Raw genomic sequence first — 18852 nt, 5'->3', positions numbered from 1 at the left:
GTCGTCACTCCACGACGCGGCTCTCGGGGTTGGCACCGGGAGGGCTTGAGATGTTGTCCTCGAAGAGCGGGATCGGGGTACGCCCCACCACCGACCCGTCGGCGGCGTACGCCGTCACCGTCGCGGGCTGGTCCGTCGGCACCGTCGTCCGGCCCGCGCCCGACGGGTCCAGCGCCACCGGGACCTCGGGCCCGGCACCGATCGTCACCGACGCGGTGGCCGTGCCGGGCGGGGTCACCACCACCACCTGGTCGGTCCGGTCGTCGCCGCCCTCGGCACGCAGTCGCCACCCGAAGGGTCGCCGGTCGGCACCCTCGGCCGGCACCAGGAGGCGCAGGTCCATCCGGCTGAGGTGTGCGGTGCCGTGCATGGCGTACGCGATGACTCCGCCACCGGTCGGCTGCACGGTGATCAGCGCGGCGGGCTGATCGTTCACCGTGCCGGTCCAGCGCACCCGCACCGTGGTCCCGGCCGCCGGCAGCAGGCTGTTCTCGAGCGCCACGCGGACGAAGCCCGCCAGGACCGCCGGGTCCACGGCTGGTCCCCGGCTGTCCCGAACCGCGGCGGGCAGCAGCGCCTCGATCTCCTCCACCAGCTCGGGCTGCGGGGCCGGCCCGGACCAGCTACCGAACACCTCGCCCTGATAGAGCACCTCGTCGCCCCGCCGGACCTCGGCGACGACCGACGGCGGAACGCGCCCGGGGGGCAGCGCCGCCACCCCGACCCCGGCGTCACCCGACGTGGCGAGTTGCCGGTACTCCAGCCGGCCGGCCGGGGTGTAGCGGTGGTCGCCGCTGATCGTCACGGTGGCGTCGGCCGGCCCGACCACCACCGCGAACCCGCCCTCCTGCCACGTTCCGTGCTGCAGCGCCGTCACCGATTCACCGAGTTTCTCGGCCCTGGCGGGGTGCATCTGGTCGGGTGTGGCACCGGCCGGGCCGACGTACCAGCTCAGGATCCACTGGGTGAGCAGCCCGAGCCGATATGGGACGACAGCCAGCACCACCCGGTGCCCCGGCACCTCGTCGGCGTAGAGCACCCGGATCCGCTTCGAGTCGCCGACCTTCCAGAGGCCCCTCGACGTTTCCCATTCCTCCCTGAGCTCGCCGCTGCCGATCCACTCCCGTAGGCCGTCCAGCCAGACCCGGTCATGGACGAGCGAGCCTCTGGGCGGGGCGTCGGCCCACGCCAGGGCCGGCGAGGCGACCGCGACCCCGGGCGCCCAGCCCGGCAGCGGGACGACGTTGGTCTGGACCCCGACGAGCGCCGCCACCACACCGGCGGCGACGGCGGTCCGGATTCGCCGGGTCCGCCGATGCCGGCTCTCGGCCCGGACGAAGCCCGGCCACGGATCCTCGGGTACGCCCACCGCGTCCGCCACCTGGCAGAGGGTGCCTTTCAACGTCGACTCGACAGCGTCCTGTGTCATGCCGGTTCCCCCTTGAGCCGTAGGGCTGGTGAATAGCTGGCCTCCGCGACGAACTGGGCGCGCAGCCGGGCCAGGCCCCGCGACGCCTGGCTCTTCACGGAGCCGATCGAGCACCCGAGGATGCGGGCGGCCTCCGCCTCGCTCCGGTCTTCCAGGTACCGCAGCACGAGGACCGCCTGGGTCCGGGGCGGCAGCTGCCGCAGCGCCGCGACGAGCTGCTGCCGCTGCTCCACCTGGGCGTACGGGTCCGGCGCCGCCGCGACGTCCGAGGCGAGCAGCGGCACCTCGAGCGGTCGGCGTCGCCGCCACCAGGAGGTGGCGGTGTTGATCATCACCCGACGTACGTAGATCTCGGGTGCGTCCCGCCGCAGGATCCGATCCCACCGCCGATGGGTCTTCTCCAGCGCCGACTGCACCAAATCCTCGGCCGTTGTCCGGTCGCCGGTCAGCAGGTACGCCGTCCGGAGCAACGGCCCCCACTGTTGCCGGACGAACAGCTGGAACTGTTCGGCCTCCTCGCGTGATCCCACGCCACCTCCATCTCGCCCGCCTCACGTCGTCGATCGGACGCGGGGTAGACGCGCTCGCGGCCGGTGGGGTTGAGTGGTTTTCTCGGGGTCTTCGGGTTCGGGGGTTTCGGAGAGGTGATCAGGGAGAACCCCGGAACCGTCAGCCGACGACGTGCAACGGAGCTGCTCAGGGCCGGGGGTGAAGGTGGCAGAAAACCCATAAACCTATATTTCCGGCATTCTGGGCCTTGGTCGGCGGGGCGATCCGGTGAAGGCGACACCAGCTCGTGGGGCACACCGGACGCCGCGCACCCGGCACGGTGCCCGCTGTGAAGATGCCGACCGTACGTGTACCAGCAGGCGGACGCCGCGTAGGCTCAGCGCTTGTCGTCGCTCGCGCGCCGGCGGCCGACTCGCCGACGAGGCAGGCGCGACAAAGAGGTGTACAAGGCCCACAATGTCCGACATCGGCGCTGTCCCGGTGGCGTCGAACTCCCGACCGCGACGCAACGTAGCGCCGCTGAGCGCGAGCGGAGAAACAGGCGTGACGATTCCGTACCCGAGCACCCAGCCCATACCGGCCATCCCCGCGGTGACCCCGCCCTCCGGCGCCTCCCGCCCGCGACTGACCTTCCTCGGCACCGGTTACCTCGGCGCGACGTACGCCATCTGTTTCGCGGAACTGGGCTACGAGGTGATCGGCTTCGACATCGACGCCGAGAAGATCGCCAAGCTGGCCGGCGGTGAGGTTCCGTTCCACGAGCCCGGCCTGGACGAACTGCTCAAACGCAACCTGGCGGTCGGTCGCCTCCGGTTCAGCACCGACATCGCCGAGACGGCGGAGTTCGGCGACGTCCACTTCATCTGTGTTGGCACGCCGCAGCGGGCCGACGGGATGGGCGCCGACCTGTCGTACGTCGAGGCCGCGGTGACCGGGCTCTCCCAGCACCTCACCCGCAAGGCCCTGATCGTCGGCAAGTCCACGGTGCCGGTCGGCACGGCCGAGTGGATCGAGCAGCTGGTCGGCAAGCACGCCGCCCCCGACCTCGGGGTCGAGGTCGCCTGGAGCCCGGAGTTCCTCCAGGAGGGGTTCGCCGTCGAGGACGTGCTCCGACCCAACCGGATCGTGGTCGGGGTCAAGAGCGAGTGGGCCAACGGCATGCTCTACGCCGCGCACAAGGGCGTCTTCGACCTGGCCGCCACCGAGGACCGCGAGGTGCCGCTGGTGGTGACCGACTTCGCCACCGCCGAGCTGGTCAAGGTCGCCGCGAACGCCTTCCTCGCCACCAAGATCTCTTTCATCAACGCGATGGCCGAGGTCTGTGAGGTGGCCGGTGCCGACGTCACCCAGCTCGCCCGGGCGATCGGCTACGACCCCCGGATCGGCAACCGCTTCCTCCAGGCCGGCATCGGCTTTGGCGGTGGCTGCCTACCCAAGGACATCCGGGCGTTCCAGGCCCGCGCCCAGGAACTCGGCGCCGGCGAGGCGCTGCGGTTCCTGCACGAGGTCGACCTGATCAACCTGCGCCGCCGCACCCGGGTACTCCAGCTCGCCGCCGAGCTGCTCGGCCGTCGGTACGGCCCGGCCGGCCCCGACCTCTCCGGCACCCGGATCGCGGTGCTCGGCGCCACCTTCAAGCCCAACTCCGACGACGTCCGGGACGCCCCCTCCCTCGCCGTCGCCGCCGCCCTGCACAAGGCCGGCGCCGACGTCCACGTCTACGACCCGCAGGGGATGGAGAACGCCCGGCGGGAGCGGCCCGAGCTGACGTACGAACCGAGCATGGTCGACGCCGTCCGCGACGCCGACCTGGTCTGCGTCCTCACCGAGTGGGCGGACTTCCGCAACGCCGACCCGGTCGCCCTGGGCGAGCTGGTCGCCGGCCGCCGCATCGTCGACGGCCGCAACTGTCTCGATCCGGCACTGTGGACGCAGGCCGGCTGGCAGTACCGGGGCATGGGCCGACCCCCCGCCTGAACCCGCACCACTCGTCCTCGGACGAGGCTCGTTCCGACGACGACCATAAATTCGGCGCCGACTCTCCGGCCGTGGACACCGTGTCGTCCACGGCCGGCCACTTAGGATTCCCTCAGCCGGACAGGCACGCGATCGGGGGCTGTTCAACGCCTGCCCGGCTTGGGCATGCTTCCTAGAGAGCCCGGGACGCGGCCTCGGCCGGCGGGAGGGGGTGCCGTGAGTACGTACCAGTGCTCCTCGTGTGGCCGAAAGTTCGAGGCGGCGCCCGAGTGCCCGTACTGCGGGGCCGATCAGGACCGGTGGGCGGAGGAGCTGGCCCGGCTCGAACGGGCGATCGCGGAGATGAAGATCCGCGAGGCGGCGATCGCCAACGAACAGAAAACGATCGCCTCCCAGATGCAGGCGGCCCTCTTCCAGCGCGACATCCTGACCCACGCCGCCCAGCGACGCAAGCAGACCACCAAGCCACGCCGGGTACTGCGCCGCCGGCCGGACCGGCGACCGCCGACCGCCGCTCCCGGCACCGCGCCGCCCCGGGTGCCGAGGCAGCCGACCGGCGGCGACCACGACCGCACCGTTCCCCCGCCCCCACCGCCACCCCCGGCCGGGGCGGAGCCGACCTGGGACCCGGGTCCGGCGGCCCGGCCCGAGGCGTCGACGCGCGAGGTCCAGAACATCCTGCTCAGCCTCGGCGCGCTGGTGCTCGGCGTCGCGGCGGTGGTCTTCGCCGCCGTGGCGATCAGCTCGCTGGACGACCTCAGCCGGGTCGCGATCCTGCTGCTGGCGACCGCGGTGACGCTGGCCGCCCCGCCCCGGATCGCCCGACGCAATCTCACCGCCACGGCCGAGACCGTCGCCGCCGTCGGCCTGCTCCTCGTGCCCCTCGTCGGGTACGCGCTCTGGGCGGTCGACCAGCTCGGCGGCAGCGGCCTCCCCGGCTCGCTCTTCGCGGGGCTGACGTTCCTGCTCACCGCCGTCGTCGCCGGGGCGTACGCCCGGGCGACCGAGCTGACCGCGCCCCGGTACGCGGCGGTCCTCGCCGTCCAGCCGATCCTCCCGCTGGCCGCCTACGACTGGGTCGCCGGGCCGGTCGGGTGGGCGGTGGTGCTGATCGTGGTCGCCCTCGGCAACCTCTACCTCAGCCAGCTCTTCACCGACGACGGGCGGTTGACCGGTACGGCCGCCCGGCTCCGCCTCGGCACCGTGCCCGGGGTGGTGCCCCGGCAACCCACCCGCCCAGCCGGGGCCGGACCGCGCGACGGCGCCGGCGACCCGAGCCTCGACCCCGACACCGGCCAGGGCGCTAACCCACTCCGACGGCCCGGGCGCGGCCCGGAGCGGCCCGAGACGTACGCGGAGGAGGACGACGCCGTCCTCCAGCCCGACCTGGAGCCCGAGCGGCCGGGGTGGTGGATCCGGGGCCGAGGATTCGGCACCCGCCCCACCCCCTGGGTACGGGAGTTGACCTGGACGCTCCACGGCCTGGCCTTCGCGGTGGCCACCGTCTTCTCGGTCAGCGCCCTGGTGACCGCCGACACCGTGCCGGCCGCGATCCGTGCCGGCGTCACGCTGCTGCTGGCCGCGGTCACCGGGCTGGTCGGCGCGCTGACCCTGCGCCGACCGCCGCTGCCGGAGGTCGCCGCCGCCGTGCTGACCCTGGCCGTGATCGGCGCCGCCGGCCGGATCGCCGCCGTCGCCCTGCCCGGCCAGGCCCTGGTCGTGATCGCCGTCGTCATCGCCACGACCGGTGTCGGGGTACGCGCGGTGCCGGAGGAGGCCCGGCGCGGACCGCAGCTCGCCTCGGCCGCCGCCCTGGTGATCATCGGGGCGGTCGTGGCGGGCGGCGCCCTGCGCGCCGCACTCGCCCCGATCCGGGCCGCCCTGCCGGTCTGGGAGGCAGACCTCGCCCGGTACCCGGCCACGCTGGATGCCGGGGTCAGCGCGACGACCTGGCAGCTCGCCACGAGCGCGCTCCTGCTCACCGTCGCAGCCGTCCTCGCCTCTCCGCCCGAGGTACGCCGCGAGTTCGCCGTCGTCGGCGCCGCCCTGACCGCGCTGGCGGCCCCGGCCTCGTTCGGCGTGGGTTGGGTGGCGGCACCGTGGCCACCGGTGCTGGTCGCGATCGGCGTCGGGCTGGCCGGGCTGACCGCCAACACCCGGCGGGCCGCGCTCACCCACGCCGTCACCGCAACCGTGATCGGCCTGGCCGGGGCCGCGATGGCGGTGACCCGTCCCGGCCTCACCGCCGCGGTACTCCTCGCCCTGTCCATCGCCGGGGTGGTGGTGGCGGTCGCCCCAACCTTCCGGACCGCGCCCCTGGGCCGGTGGGCCGGACTGGTCGGCGACTGGGGGGCGGGCGGCGTCGCGTTCGCCTTCCCCGGTGCGGTCGCCGCGTTCGTCGCCGCCACCGTCCCGACGGATCCGACCCCGACCCCCGCCTCGGCCCGCGAGGCCACCGAGCCGGTGCTGGCCGCCAGCTTCCTCGCGGTCTGCGCCGTGCTCTGCTACGCGGCGATCACCCAGGTGTCGCAGCGGCTGATCAGCATGCCGCTCGCCGTCGGCACCGGGCTGGGCGCGCTCGCGGTCACCGCGGCGGCGTTCGCCGCGCCCGGGGCGACCCTCGCCGACGCCGCGGTGGGGACGCTGCTGTTGGTCGGCGCGGTTCTGCTGGTGCTCGCCCCGGCGATCGACACCGGACGACGCGCCGACCGGCTGCTCGACGGCTCCGACATCGCCGCCGCGGCGGCCACCGCCGCCCTGGTCGGGACCCTGGCCCGGATCGCCGGGATCCTCGCCGACGGCGCCGAACTCGCCGCCGCCGCCTTCGTCATCCTCGTGGTGGCCGCCGGCATCCGGGCGATGCCCGCCGAGTGGCGGCGTGGCCCCGTTCTCGGCATGGCCTGCTGCGGCGGGGTCGTCGCGCTGATCGCCGGATACACCGCGGTCCCCGGTGGGCTCCAGGCGCTCGCCACCCCCGGCCGGCTCTGGGCGGCCGACCTCGCGAGCTGGTCCGTGGAGGGCAGCGGCTGGCAGGCGCCGCTCGCCCTGGTGCTGCTGGCCGGCGCCGCCGCGATCGCGCTGCCGCGCCCCTGGGCGTACGACGTGGCCGCCGCCTGCGTCGGGCTCGCCACCATCAGCGCTCCGGCGGCGCTCGGCCTGCCCTGGTGGTCGCCGATCGTGGTCGGCGGCGCGGTCGCCACCGGATACGGCGTGAGCGCCGTCGTCGCCGCCGATCCGCGAGCCGGTCTGGCCCGGGCCGCGGTCGCCGGCGTCGTCGCCCTGCACGCGGCGGGCGCGAGCCTGGTCCGGCCCTGGACCACGGCGGCCGCGCTCGGGATGATCGCGCTGATCGGGTTCGTCGTCGCCACCCTCGCCCGGGTGGTCGGGCGACTCGCCGGGCCGGCCGACGACAGCGGGCCGCTGACGATGCCGGCACAGACCGCCCAAGTTGGTGGGCTCGCCGCCGGCGGAGGGCTCCTCGCGTTCGCCGGATCGCTCGCCTCACTCTGCGCCGCGCTCGGCCGGCCGGCCGAGACGGTCGTCCTCGCCACCCTCGCCGGGGCGAGCCTCGGCGTCGCGGTGGTGGCTCTGGTCCGCCGCCAGGTCCCGCAGTACCTGCCGTACGCCTCGGTGGGGATCGCCGGGGGCGCCACCTCGGCGGCACTCGCCGCGCTCCTCACCCACCTGCAGTGGGGCGTCTACGCCGCCGCGGCCGTCCTGCTCGGGGTCCTCGCCGCACTGGTCCGGGCGGTCACCCCGGCCCCGTCCCCGCTGCGGGAGCCGATCCGGCGCTGGTCGGTGATGTTCGGCGGGCCGCGTCGACTCCCCGAGCCGCAGCCGGGCGGTCGCTGGGCGGTCAGCCCCGCCGTCGGGGCGATGCTCGCCGCCGTCGTACCGACCGTGCTGGCCGTGGCCGCGCTCGCCCCGCCGCTGACCGAGGCACTGGTCGAGCCGTACCAGACGCTGGAGCGGATCTGGGCCGGGCCACCCGCCGCACTGGCCGGCCCGCAGAGCGGTGCGGGGAACGGCGGCAACGTCCTGGCGGCGTTGCTGCTGACCATCGCGGCCGGGCTGGCCGCGACCGGCCTCAGCGGCGGGCGGACGGCTCGGGCGGTGCCGGTGGTGCTGCCCGGGGCGGCGATCACCCTGCTCATCACCCCGATCTCGCTCGGCCTGGGCTGGCCGAACAGCACGCTGGCCGCGCTCGGGGTCTTCACCCTGGCGATGCTCGGGCTCGCCCTGACCCCGCCGCCGCCCGACGCCGAGCTGGCCCGGTCACTGCGGCTGACCCGCGTCCTGGTCTTCGTGATCGGTCTCGTCGCGGGCGGAGCCGGGCTGGCCGGCGCCCTCGCCACCCGGGAACTCACGCTCTTCACCCTCGGCGCCGCGGTCGGGGTCGGCGCGGTCGCGGCACTCGGCGGGCGCACCCAGTACGCCCGCATCCTGGGCTGGCTCTTCGCCTCGGTGATGGCGCAGGTCTTCGTCTTCACCGTCGGGCTGGTTCTCGGGCTTGCCCCGGCGTGGTCCGCGTTCGGGGTACTCGCGGTCGGCGCGGTCCTGCTGCTGGTCTCGTCGACACTGCCCCGGCTCCGCCACCTCGAGGCGCTGCGCGAGGCGACCACGGTGGAGTGGAGCGGGTACGCGGCCGCGCTCATCGCCGCCGCGCTGGCGTACGACTCGCCCCGGCACATCGCCGCGCTGCTCGCCGGCTGGGGGGCGGTGCTCGGGATAGCCGCCACCCGGCCCTACCGGAGCACGGCGGAACGCCGCACCCTCTTCTGGGCGGCGGTGGGCTGCGAGATCGTCGCCTGGTGGCTGCTGATGGCGCTGGCCGACGTCGCGCTGCCGGAGGCGTACACCCTGCCGTTCGCGCTGCTCGCGCTCCTGGTGGGGCTGCTGGAGCTGCGGCACCGCGCCGAGCTGAGCAGCTGGTACGCGTACGGCCCGGCGCTGGTGGCGGCGTTCCTGCCCACCCTGGCGATCCTGCTGACCGGGGACGACAGCGCGCTGCGGCAGGTGCTCCTGCTGCTCGGTGGGGTGGCGACGTTGATCTTCGGCTCGTACCGGCGCCAGCAGGCACCGGTGATCATCGGGGCGGTGGTGACCGCCCTCGCCACGCTGCGCGTGCTGTTCAGCTTCGGGCCGTGGCTGGTGCTGATCCCGGTCGGGGTCCTGCTGTTGGCGTTCGGGGCCAGCAACGAGAACCGGCGGCGGACCCAGGAACGGCTCCGGGCCGTCCGCGGCATGCGCTGACCGGAGCACCACCGGCCGCGGGCCCGGCCGCCGCGCGGACGCACGCCAGCCGGCGTACCGGCCCGCCCCGCGGCTACCCCCCGAGGGTGGCGCGCAGCGCGGCGTCCTTCCGCTCGACCAGCTCCTCCAGGTCGGCCTGGAACGCCACCATCCGCTCCCGCAGCCGCGGGTCGGAGGCGGCCAGAATGCGGACCGCGAGCAGGCCGGCGTTGCGGGCACCGCCGATCGCCACGGTGGCGACCGGAATGCCGGCCGGCATCTGCACGATCGAGAGGAGCGAGTCCATCCCGTCCAGGTGCTTCAGCGGGACCGGAACGCCGATCACCGGTAGCGGGGTCGCCGAGGCGACCATGCCGGGGAGGGCCGCGGCGCCGCCGGCGCCGGCGATGATCACCCGGATGCCCCGGCCGGCGGCGGCGCGCGCGTACTCGATCATCGTCACCGGGGTGCGGTGCGCCGAGATGACCCGCACCTCGTACCCGACCTCGAACTCGTCGAGCGCCTCGGCCGCGGCCCGCATGGTGGCCCAGTCCGAGTCACTGCCCATGATCAGCCCGACCGGGGGCGCCGACTCGGTCACGCGTGTCCCTCCCGCAACCACCGAGCCGCCCGGGCGGCCCGCTCGCGTACCTTCTCCAGATCGTCGCCGAGCACGGTGACGTGGCCGATCTTCCGACCGGGCCGGGACTGCTTCCCGTAGAGGTGGACCCTGGCCCCGGGATCGTCGGCGAAGAGGTGGTGCAGCCGCTCGTCGATCGACATCCCGCCCTCGGGGCCGCCGAGTACGTTCGCCATCACCACCACCGGGGCGGTCAGCGTCGTGTCCCCCATCGGGTAGTCCAGGACCGCCCGCAGGTGCTGCTCGAACTGCGAGGTCCGGGCCCCCTCGATCGTCCAGTGCCCGGAGTTGTGCGGCCGCATCGCCAGCTCGTTCACCACCAGCGTCGGCTCGCCGTCGGAGCCGGTCACCTCGAACAGCTCCACCGACAGCAGGCCGACCACGCCGAGCGCGGCGGCCAGGTCGATCCCGAGCTGCTGGGCCCGGAGCGCCAGCGCCTCCGGCAGCCGCGGCGCCGGGGCCAGCACCTCCACACAGATCCCCTCGCGCTGCACGGTCTCCACCACCGGGTACGCCGCCACCTGCCCGAACGGCGAGCGCGCCACCTGGACGGCGAGTTCCCGGCGCAGTGGTACCCGCTCCTCGACGATCAGCTCGGTGTGCGCGGCAAGCAGCCGGTCGACCAGGCCGGCGGCCTCGACCGGGCCGTCGACCCGCCACACCCCGCGCCCGTCGTAGCCGCCCCGGGCCGCCTTCAGGATCACCGGCCACCCCGTCTGCTCGGCGAACTCGACCAGCTCGGCCGGGTTGGCCACCGGCCGCCAGCGCGGCACCGGGACGCCCAGCTCGGTCAGCCGCTCCCGCATCGCCCGCTTGTCCTGGGCGTACCGCAGCGCGTCGGCCGGGGGATAGATCGTCACCCCGGCCTCGGCCAACGCCCGGACGTGCTCGTTCGGCACGTGCTCGTGGTCGAAGGTGACCACGTCGCAGCCGTCGGCGAACTCCCGCAGCGCGGCCAGGTCGGCGTGGTGGCCGATCCGGACGTCGGAGGCGACCAGCGCGGCGCTGTCGGCGGCGTCGAGCGCCAGGACGCGGAGCGACTGGCCGAGGGAGATCGCGGCCTGGTGGGTCATCCGGGCGAGCTGACCCGCCCCCACCATGCCGACGACGGGGAGACCGGTACGGGGATCCATAGCGGCGCCAGCCTAGCCGTTGCCGGGTCGGAGCTGCGACAGCAGGTCCTCCGGGCGGGTGACCGGGCGGTCGCAGACGAATCCCCGGCAGACGTACGCGGTCGACTGGCCGTCCCGCATCGGCCGGTTGGCCAGCAGCGGCACCCCGGGCTGGTCGGGCCGGCCGGCCACCACCACCGCCCCGGGCGGGGCGTGCCGGTGGGCGACCGCGAGCAGCGGATCCCCGGCCGGCTCGGCGGTGACCACCGCGATCTCGTACGGGCCGGCGAGCAGCGCCTCTCCGACGACGGCGGCGTAGCCGGTGAACCGGGCGTGCCGGGCGATGATCGGGGCCAGGGTGCCGAGCGCGGTCTCGGCGGCCTCCCGGTAGCGGGTCTGCCCGGTCAGCGCGGCGTACGTCACCAGTGCCGCCGACACCGACGACAACCCGGACGGGGTGGCGTTGTCGGTCGGGTCCGCCGGCCGGGCAACCAGGCGCTCGGCGTCGTCGGCGGTGTCGTAGAAGCCGCCCTGGCCGGTGGCGAACCGTTCCAGCGCGGTGTCGAGCAGCTCCCCGGCCAGCCGCAGCCAGCGCCCCTGCCCGGTCAGCTGGTGCACGGCGCAGAACGCCTCCGCCACCGCGCCGTAGTCCTCCAGCACCCCGGCCGGCGTCCCGACCCGGCCGTCCCGGGAGACCCGACGCAGCCGCCCGTCGACGATGTGCCGGTCGGCCAGCACCTCGGCGATGCCGACCGCGGCGGCGGTGGTGACCGGATCGGCGGTGAGGGTCGCGTACTCGACCAGCGCCGTGACCGCCAGGCCGTTCCAGGCCGCCACGATCTTGTCGTCCCGGGCCGGCTGGGGCCGCCGGTCGCGCACCGCCCGGAGCCGGGCCCGGACCCGCCGCCAGCGTTCCCGCAGCTCCGGGTCGGCGCCGTCGATGTCCCGGGCCAGCCGTAGCACGCTGGTACCACGTTCGAAGTTGCCGGCCTCGGTCACCGCGAACAGGTCGGCGGCCCACGCGCCGTCGTCCGGGCCGAGCGCCCCGACAAGCTGCTCCGGGGTCCAGACGTACGTGGCGCCCTCCACCCCCTCGGCGTCGGCGTCCAGCGCCGAGGCCAGGCCGCCGTCGGGGGTGCCGAGGTCCTCCAGGAGGAACGCGGCCGTCTCGGCGGCGATCCGGCCGGCCATCTCGTCCCCGGTCAGCCGCCAGAGCTGGGTGTAGACCCGCAGCAGTTGGGCGTTGTCGTAGAGCATCTTCTCGAAGTGCGGCACCGTCCAGTGCCCGTCCACCGAGTAGCGGGCGAACCCGCCGGCGATCTGGTCGTAGATGCCGCCCCGGGCCATCGCCTCGCAGGTGTGCCGGACGATCTCCAGGTCGCGGGCCGAGCCGGTGCGCTGGTGGTGGCGGAGCAGGAAGAGCAGGTTCATCTGCGGCGGAAACTTCGGCGCGCCGCCGAAGCCACCGTTGACCTCGTCGTACTCCCGGGCGAGCTGGTCGGCGGCGGCGTCCAGCAGCTCGACGGTGAGCGGGCTGCTCGACCCGCCGACGGCCTGGGCTCCGCCGATCGCCTCCACCACGGCGGCCCCCTGGCGCAGCACCTCGGCCCGCCGACCGGTCCAGGCCGCGGTCACCGACTGGAGGAGCTGGAGAAAGTGGGGTTTCGGGAAGTACGTGCCGCAGAAGAACGGGGTGCCGTCCGGGGTGGCGAAGACGGTCATCGGCCAGCCGCCCTGCCCGGTCATCGCCTGGGTGGCGGTCATGTAGACCGCGTCGATGTCGGGCCGCTCCTCCCGGTCCACCTTGATCGAGACGAAGTTGTCGTTCAGCAGCCGGGCGACGTCCTCGTCCTCGAACGACTCGTGCGCCATCACGTGGCACCAGTGGCAGGCGGCGTAACCGACCGAGATCAGCACCGGTACGTCCCGACGTGCCGCCTCGGCGAACGCCTCGGCCGACCAGGGCCACCAGTCGACCGGGTTGTCCCTGTGCTGGAGCAGGTACGGGCTGGTCGCGTCGGCCAGTCGGTTCACCCGACGACCATAACCGCTCGGCAGCCATAACCGCTCGGCAGCGCCGGCGCTTCCCGTACCGGCGGCCCTGCCGCGGCACACTGGCGGCCCTGGGGCGCGGCCCGACGCTAGAAACCGATGGCCTCACGGACCAGGATCACGGTTCCCCGATCGGGGAAGGCTTCCCGTTCCAGGATCAGGATTCGGCCGAGGAACGACGACTGGCCGTACCGCCGCCGGAGTCGCTGGTGCTCCTTCGGAAGGCTGTAGGTGCGGATTCGCCGTAGCCCCGTCTCCAGGTCCGGCACCACCTTCTGCGCACCCACCACCCAGATCGCCCTCCGGGCACCCGACGCGTACGGCGCGAGCTGGCTGCCGCTGGCCGAACCGACGACCAGTTGCCCCTCCTCGGTGACCGCGTGCACGCTGCCGACGACGACGTCCGGGGTGGCGCCGAGGCGGATCTGGTCGTACGCGTCGCCGGACGGTTCACCGGCGTTCGCGCGTACGGATCGGAAGTCGCCGGACTCGTCCAGGTCGGCGGCGATCCCGCTCAACCGCAACGTCTCGCTGGTCGCGGTGAAGACGCTCTGGTCCCGTGGCACCAGGTCGGTCACCAGCTTGCGGGCCTCTTCCCCGGTGTCCACCACGTGGACGTGGTACCCGTTGCTCCGCAGGGCCTGCGCCGCGCGCTCCAGCCGCGCGGAGTCCGCCGGGACGGCGAAAGACTCGTCAAGGGTCACGATAATCCCCTCTTTCCTATCGGTCTTGTCTGGTAGACAGATCGATTCTGGGTAACCATGGAGGGGGTCCGGAAGACGGCACATTTTTCTGCCTCAGTTACCTGGAGGTCACCGTGGTCGCGAGCAGGATGTCGAAGACGCTTTCCGCCCGGGACTCCGCCGCCTGCCGCATCCGGGAAGTCCTGGACCGGGTCGGTGACAAGTGGTCGCTGACCGTGATCAGCGAGCTGGGGCACCATTCCCGCCGTTTCACGGAGTTGAAGAACGCCATCCCCGGCATCAGCCAGCGGGTGCTGACCGCCACACTGCGTGGGCTGGAACGCGATGGTCTGGTCAGCCGTACGGTGCACCCGGTTGTGCCGCCACGGGTCGACTACGAACTGACCCCGCTCGGGCTGACGTTGCTGGAGACCGCGTGGACCCTGATGAACTGGGCCCTGGAGCATATGGACGAGATCGACGAAGCCCGTGCCGCGTACGACGAAGCGGCCGCGGCACGGCGGGCGTACGAGTTGGCCGAACCCTCGGGGCCCGGGTCATCCATCGCGTCGACCGCGATTGACTCGGACGACGCGAGCGACAGGTGTTGAAGAGGCTCGGTGCCACGAATCAATCTGCCGGCCATGATGTTCGGCTATGAACGCCTCCTCCACCTCAATCGCACCATCGGAGATCAGCTGAAGGAGGATGACGCGAAGTGATCCATAGTTGACCGACTTCGGAACGTCCACAGCAAAGTGGAAGTCGGGGGTGCTGAACTCCCAAGTGCACCCCGCGTCGGCAGATATCGCGAGCACACGCTCACGAGTCTCTGGACTCTTGTCGCGAAGGATCACTCGAATCGTCGAGCTTCCCGCATGGCTCACAATCCCATCAAAAAACCAACTCGCGGCCCAGACCTCCCGCGTCACCGCACCTCGACCTTCCCGGCCGGGATCGATCAGCCGGCCCGGTGCGTCGACCGCCGAGGACCAGGTCGTCAGGAGGCGCCGTCGGCGCGCAGGGGCAGGATCCGGGCATGGGCGGAGTCGAACAGCGAACGGAGCACCGCCACGATCTTGTCCGAGGGCATCGGCCGGAAGAAGTGGTAGCCCTGGGCCGCCGTACAGCCCAGCTCGGCCAGGGCGGCCCGCTGGTCGGCGGTCTCCACTCCCTCGGCCACCACCCGCAGCCCCAGTTCCCGGCCAAGGTCCACGGTGGTCCGGACGATCGCCGCGGCCTCCGGTGACTCCGCCATCTTCATCACGAACGACCGGTCGACCTTGAGTTCGTCCACGGAGACCCGGGTGAGGAAGGTCAGCGAGGAGAAGCCGGTGCCGAAGTCGTCGACCGCGATCTGCACCCCCATCTGGCGCAGCGCGGCAAGCACCTCGTCGATGACCTCCAGCTCGCTCATCACCACCGTCTCGGTGATCTCCAGCACCAGTCGGTGCGGCGGCACCTGGTGCCGCCGCAGCGACTCCGCCACCTCGGCCGGCAGCCGGGGATCGAGCAGGCTGCGTGCCGACAGGTTGATCGAGATCGGTACGTCGAGACCGTGCCGCGCCCAGTCGGCGGCGATCCCGAGCGCCTTGTCGACGACGTACCGGGTGAAGGCGCCGAGCAGTTCGCTCTCCTCGATCGCCCGGACGAAGTCGGCCGGGTTGAGCCGGCCCCGGCGGGGGTGTCGCCACCGGATCAGCGCCTCCACCCCGGTCGGCGCGCCGGTGGCGAGGTCGACGGCGGGTTGCAGCGCCAGGACGAGCTGGTCGTCCACGCCGAGCGCCTCCCGCAGCTCGGCGAGGAGGGCGAGCTTGTCGGTGCTGGACGCGTCCCGGGCACTGTCGTACGGCGCCACGCTCCCGCCGCCCTGCTTCGCCTGGTACATCGCGATGTCGGCCCGGCGCAGCAGCTCCGTCATGTCCGCCGTACCGGCGCCGGCGACCACCACCCCGACCGAGACCTCGACCGACATCCGCACCCCGGCGACCTCCAACGGGGCGGCGAGCCGTTCGACGATCTCCCGTGCCCGGCGCAGGACCTGCGGCATCGGCGAGCGCTCGCCGGCCGACCCGCCGAGCACCGTGGGAGACGGGATGAGGAGCGCGAACTCGTCGCCACCGAGGCGGCCGAGCAGTTCGCCGGGGCGGGTCATCGCCATCAGCCGCTGCGCGGTCACCCGCAGCAGCTCGTCGCCGGCCGCGTGCCCGAGGGTGTCGTTCACCTCCTTGAACTGGTCGATGTCGAGCAGCAGCAACGCCACCGGGTGGTCGTGGGCGAGCTGGTGCAGGGCGTGGTCGCCCCGGCTGAGCAGCGCCGCCCGGTTGACGAGGTTCGTCAGGCTGTCGTGCACCGCCTCGTACGATGACCGGGCGGTCACCTCCTGCAGTTCCTGGTGGGTCGCCGCGTCGTGTAGCGCGGCTGCCAACGCGTCACCGAACGCCGACAGGGCGTCCTGCTCCCGCTGGCTCGGCAGCGTCGCGCGGGGTAGCCGGACCCGCAGCTCGCCGACCTCCGCCCCGCCGACCGCCAGCGATCGGGTCAGGTCGTGATCGGACCGTGCCGCCGGCGACCCAGGGTCGCCGACCGCGCTCTCCCCGATCGGGAGCTGGTCGGCCGCGATGTCCCCGTCGGCGTAGCCGCCGGTGGCGTCGAACGGCGGGCCGCCCCGGCCGGACGCCCCGGCGGTCCGGCGGGCCCGGGCGCCGGTCCGCGAGCCTCGGCCGACCCGTTCCGCTTCGGACAGGTCGCGATGGACCACCGGCTGTCCGGGCTCCCCGGCATAGCGACGCCACTGCCCGTCGGCGCGGCGTACGTCGAGTTCGACCCGTTCGGCGCCGAGGAAGCTGAGGGGACCGCTCACCCCGGCCGTCGCCACCGCGTGTGCGTCAAGCTGATTGAGCGCCCCGGTGGCCTCGGCGAGCGCCCGCCACGTCCGGCGCTCGTCGTCGGCGCGGATCCGGTGGCTGTACGTCTGCTGGAGCAGCCAGAGCACCGGGGGCAGCAGGAGCAACCAGCGCGGGTCGGACTCGACGACCGCCACCACGCCGAGTCCGACCAGGACGTTGCCGACGAACATCAGCAGCTTGCCACGCAGGGCGTGAAGCAGGATCGGGCCCGCCCGGCAGGCCGGTCGCAGCGCGAGGGTGACGCCGGCGATCCCGGTGGCGACCAGCAGGTACGCCAGCGCGCCGGTGACCAGGGCGGCGACCAGCGGGAGCGTCGGGGCCGCGGCGAACGGAGTCGCCAGTCGGGTGGTGACGAGGGTGCCGACGGCGACGGCGACGGTCAGCGCGCCGGTGGTGTGCAGGACCTCGAGGCCGGAACGACGATCGGCGAAGACCGCCAGGAGCGCCCAGGCCAGGCCGACGCCGAGCAGGGCGGCGGCCGGCATCCAGCCGGGTGGCACGAGGTAGAGGCCGACGACGAGGGCCGCCTCGCCCCAGGAGACGTTGACCAGCCCGGTGCCGACCCGGAAGCGCAGCCGGAAGAGCTGGGCGACCGCCAGCACGCCGACGGCGGTGCCGAACCGGGCCAGCGGGGAGAAGGGGTCGTCCGGCGGCAGTGTCGCGGGAACCGCGAGGCCGGCGAGCGCGACGACCAGTGCGACGGCCAGAAGGCCGAGAGTGAGGACGAGCACCGGGCGGGGTGCCAGGGCGATACCGAGCGAGGTGAGGAGACGACCGGTACGCCGGGCGCTGGTCACGGATCGCCGCCGTTCGCCGTACGCCGCCGTGCGACACCGGCCGACACGGTACGCCGGGCGTCGGGTCGGATGATCATCGGCGCCCCCTTCCGCGCACGGTGCGGGGACTTTTGGTCCCCCGGCGGAAGGCTAAGCCAATCCGATTGAGCGCAACAGGGGGCGCCGCGTCGGATTAGCGTGAATCATGGCGCGATCTGGCTCTTCCTGCCCTGGTCAGAGCCTTTGGGAGCGTTTCCACGAGATTCCTCCACGCCGGCCGTTTCGCCGGCAGCGGAAGCCATCGGGGCCACCCCGTCCGGCTCGCCGGCGCCCTGGTGGGGGAAGCGATCGGGCAGTCGGCGGAGTCGGGCATTCATGTTACGGATCAGCAGGACCGTGGCGATAGCCAGGAGGACGATCAGGAAGAGACCCATCGGGCCGGCCAGCCCACCGGCCCGGGTGTCCCCGAAGTTGTTCGCCGCGAGCACCTGTGCAGCGGTCAGCATGACTGGAATCCTCCGATGCGGGACGTGACCCCCACGGTACGCCTAATCCGCCTCAGCGGGCATGGGCGGTGCCGCGGATACCGGCGAAGAGGTCCGATTCGGGCAGCGGACTCTCCACCAGCGAACGGGCCAGCTCGAAGTCCTCCGTCGGCCAGGCGCGCTGCTGCACCTCCATCGGCACCTGGAAGAAGAAGCCGTCCGGGTCGATCTGGGTCGCGTGCGCGCGCAGCGCGTCGTCCCGAACCGGGAAGTACTGCGCGCACTCGATCCGGGTGGTGATCCGCGGCCCCTTGTCCGGCCGGTCCTCCCAGCGCTGCAGCCACTCCGCGTACGGCGACTCCTTGCCGGTGGCGAGAACCGCCTCGTGCAGCGCCGTGATCTTGGACTTGGAGAAGCCGATGTCGTAGTAGAGCTTCAGCGGCTGCCACGGCGGCCCGGCCTCCGGGTAGCGCGTGGCGTCACCCGCCGCGTCGAAGGCGGCCACGCTGATCTTGTGGCACATGATGTGGTCGGGGTGGGGGTAGCCGCCCTCCTCGTCGTACGTGGTCACCACGTGCGGCCGAAACTCCCGCATCAGCCGGACGAGCGGCTCGGCGGCGACCTCGACGTCCTGCAACGCGAAGCACCCCTCGGGCAGCGGCGGAAGCGGGTCCCCCTCCGGCAGCCCCGAGTCGACGAAACCCAGCCAGGCCTGGTCGACACCGAGGATGGCCCGGGCCGCGTCCATCTCGGCCCGGCGGATCTCGGCGATGTTGGCCCAGACCTCCGGCCGGTCCATCTTCGGGTTCAGGACGCTGCCCCGTTCACCTCCGGTGCAGGTGACGACGAGAACCTGTACGCCCTCGGCGACGTACTTGGCCATGGTGGCCGCGCCCTTGCTTGACTCGTCGTCGGGATGGGCGTGCACGGCCATCAGCCGTAGCTGCTCTGCCAACTCCGGTGCTCCCTCGTCGTACCTGACCGGGTCCGGCCCCGCGCCGGACCGCCGTCTCCGTCGTCTGTCGCTCTCCCTGACCTGCCGGGCGT

At 73.4% G+C, this 18852-nt stretch carries 12 protein-coding genes and 1 pseudogene; 3 read left to right on the top strand and 10 right to left on the bottom strand.

Annotation, left to right across the window (positions count from 1 at the left end):
- Nucleotides 1-4: 4 nt before the first annotated feature.
- Together EF879_RS13975 and EF879_RS13970 are read right to left on the bottom strand one after the other, a co-directional pair.
- Entirely contained in the window at nt 5-1429 is a 1425-nt protein-coding gene (locus EF879_RS13975) for a hypothetical protein (protein ID WP_148086438.1), read from the bottom strand.
- Nucleotides 1426-1959 carry a SigE family RNA polymerase sigma factor gene (locus EF879_RS13970; protein ID WP_123558663.1) on the bottom strand — a complete coding sequence of 178 codons (534 nt, stop codon included), beginning with the start codon at nt 1957-1959 and terminating at the stop codon, nt 1426-1428. The genes EF879_RS13975 and EF879_RS13970 overlap by 4 nt, the downstream gene beginning before the upstream one ends.
- A gap of 523 nt (nt 1960-2482) precedes the next feature.
- Here EF879_RS13970 and EF879_RS13965 point away from each other — a divergent pair.
- Together EF879_RS13965 and EF879_RS13960 are read left to right on the top strand one after the other, a co-directional pair.
- Nucleotides 2483-3916, top strand: a complete 1434-nt coding sequence (locus EF879_RS13965) for a UDP-glucose/GDP-mannose dehydrogenase family protein (RefSeq protein WP_123558661.1) — start codon at nt 2483-2485, stop codon at nt 3914-3916.
- 216 nt (nt 3917-4132) lie between these two features.
- On the top strand, nt 4133-9169 hold the full coding sequence (locus EF879_RS13960) for a zinc ribbon domain-containing protein (protein WP_123558659.1): 5037 nt from the start codon (nt 4133-4135) through the stop codon (nt 9167-9169).
- 73 nt (nt 9170-9242) lie between these two features.
- Here the strand turns inward: EF879_RS13960 and purE are convergent, their stop codons facing one another.
- The 4 genes from purE to EF879_RS13940 form a co-directional block, all read right to left on the bottom strand.
- Entirely contained in the window at nt 9243-9716 is a 474-nt protein-coding gene (gene purE / locus EF879_RS13955) for a 5-(carboxyamino)imidazole ribonucleotide mutase (RefSeq protein WP_123559197.1), read from the bottom strand.
- Nucleotides 9717-9745: 29 nt separating this feature from the next.
- Nucleotides 9746-10921 carry a 5-(carboxyamino)imidazole ribonucleotide synthase gene (locus EF879_RS13950; RefSeq protein ID WP_123558657.1) on the bottom strand — a complete coding sequence of 392 codons (1176 nt, stop codon included), beginning with the start codon at nt 10919-10921 and terminating at the stop codon, nt 9746-9748.
- Nucleotides 10922-10933: 12 nt separating this feature from the next.
- The gene (locus EF879_RS13945) at nt 10934-12934 is read right to left on the bottom strand and encodes a thioredoxin domain-containing protein (RefSeq protein WP_123558655.1); all 2001 of its coding nucleotides are present in this window, start codon (nt 12932-12934) and stop codon (nt 10934-10936) included.
- A 107-nt stretch (nt 12935-13041) separates the two neighbouring features.
- A complete protein-coding gene (locus tag EF879_RS13940) occupies nt 13042-13656 on the bottom strand; it encodes a lactate utilization protein (RefSeq protein ID WP_199736412.1) in 615 nt (204 codons plus the stop codon).
- 128 nt (nt 13657-13784) lie between these two features.
- Between EF879_RS13940 and EF879_RS13935 the strand changes: the two are divergent.
- Nucleotides 13785-14144 (top strand): annotated as a pseudogene (locus tag EF879_RS13935) (winged helix-turn-helix transcriptional regulator); the annotation flags it as partial.
- Nucleotides 14145-14192: 48 nt separating this feature from the next.
- On the opposite strand, the gene EF879_RS28820 reads toward EF879_RS13935, so the two are convergent.
- From EF879_RS28820 to mca, 4 genes are all read right to left on the bottom strand, one after another.
- Complete coding sequence (locus EF879_RS28820; RefSeq protein ID WP_158624171.1) at nt 14193-14567, bottom strand: DUF4265 domain-containing protein; 375 nt, start codon at nt 14565-14567, stop codon at nt 14193-14195.
- Between the two features lie 68 nt (nt 14568-14635).
- The gene (locus EF879_RS13925; RefSeq protein ID WP_370375497.1) at nt 14636-17341 is read right to left on the bottom strand and encodes an EAL domain-containing protein; all 2706 of its coding nucleotides are present in this window, start codon (nt 17339-17341) and stop codon (nt 14636-14638) included.
- A 182-nt stretch (nt 17342-17523) separates the two neighbouring features.
- Entirely contained in the window at nt 17524-17826 is a 303-nt protein-coding gene (locus EF879_RS13920; RefSeq protein ID WP_123558649.1) for a hypothetical protein, read from the bottom strand.
- A 52-nt stretch (nt 17827-17878) separates the two neighbouring features.
- Nucleotides 17879-18760, bottom strand: a complete 882-nt coding sequence (mca, locus tag EF879_RS13915; protein ID WP_123558647.1) for a mycothiol conjugate amidase Mca — start codon at nt 18758-18760, stop codon at nt 17879-17881.
- Nucleotides 18761-18852: the final 92 nt, after the last annotated feature.

Origin of the sequence: Micromonospora sp. HM5-17, assembly GCF_003762835.1 — a bacterium.
GTDB lineage: Bacteria > Actinomycetota > Actinomycetes > Mycobacteriales > Micromonosporaceae > Plantactinospora.
The sequence above is the reverse complement of the archived record's forward strand: the minus strand, read 5'-3'. Positions and strand labels throughout refer to the sequence as shown.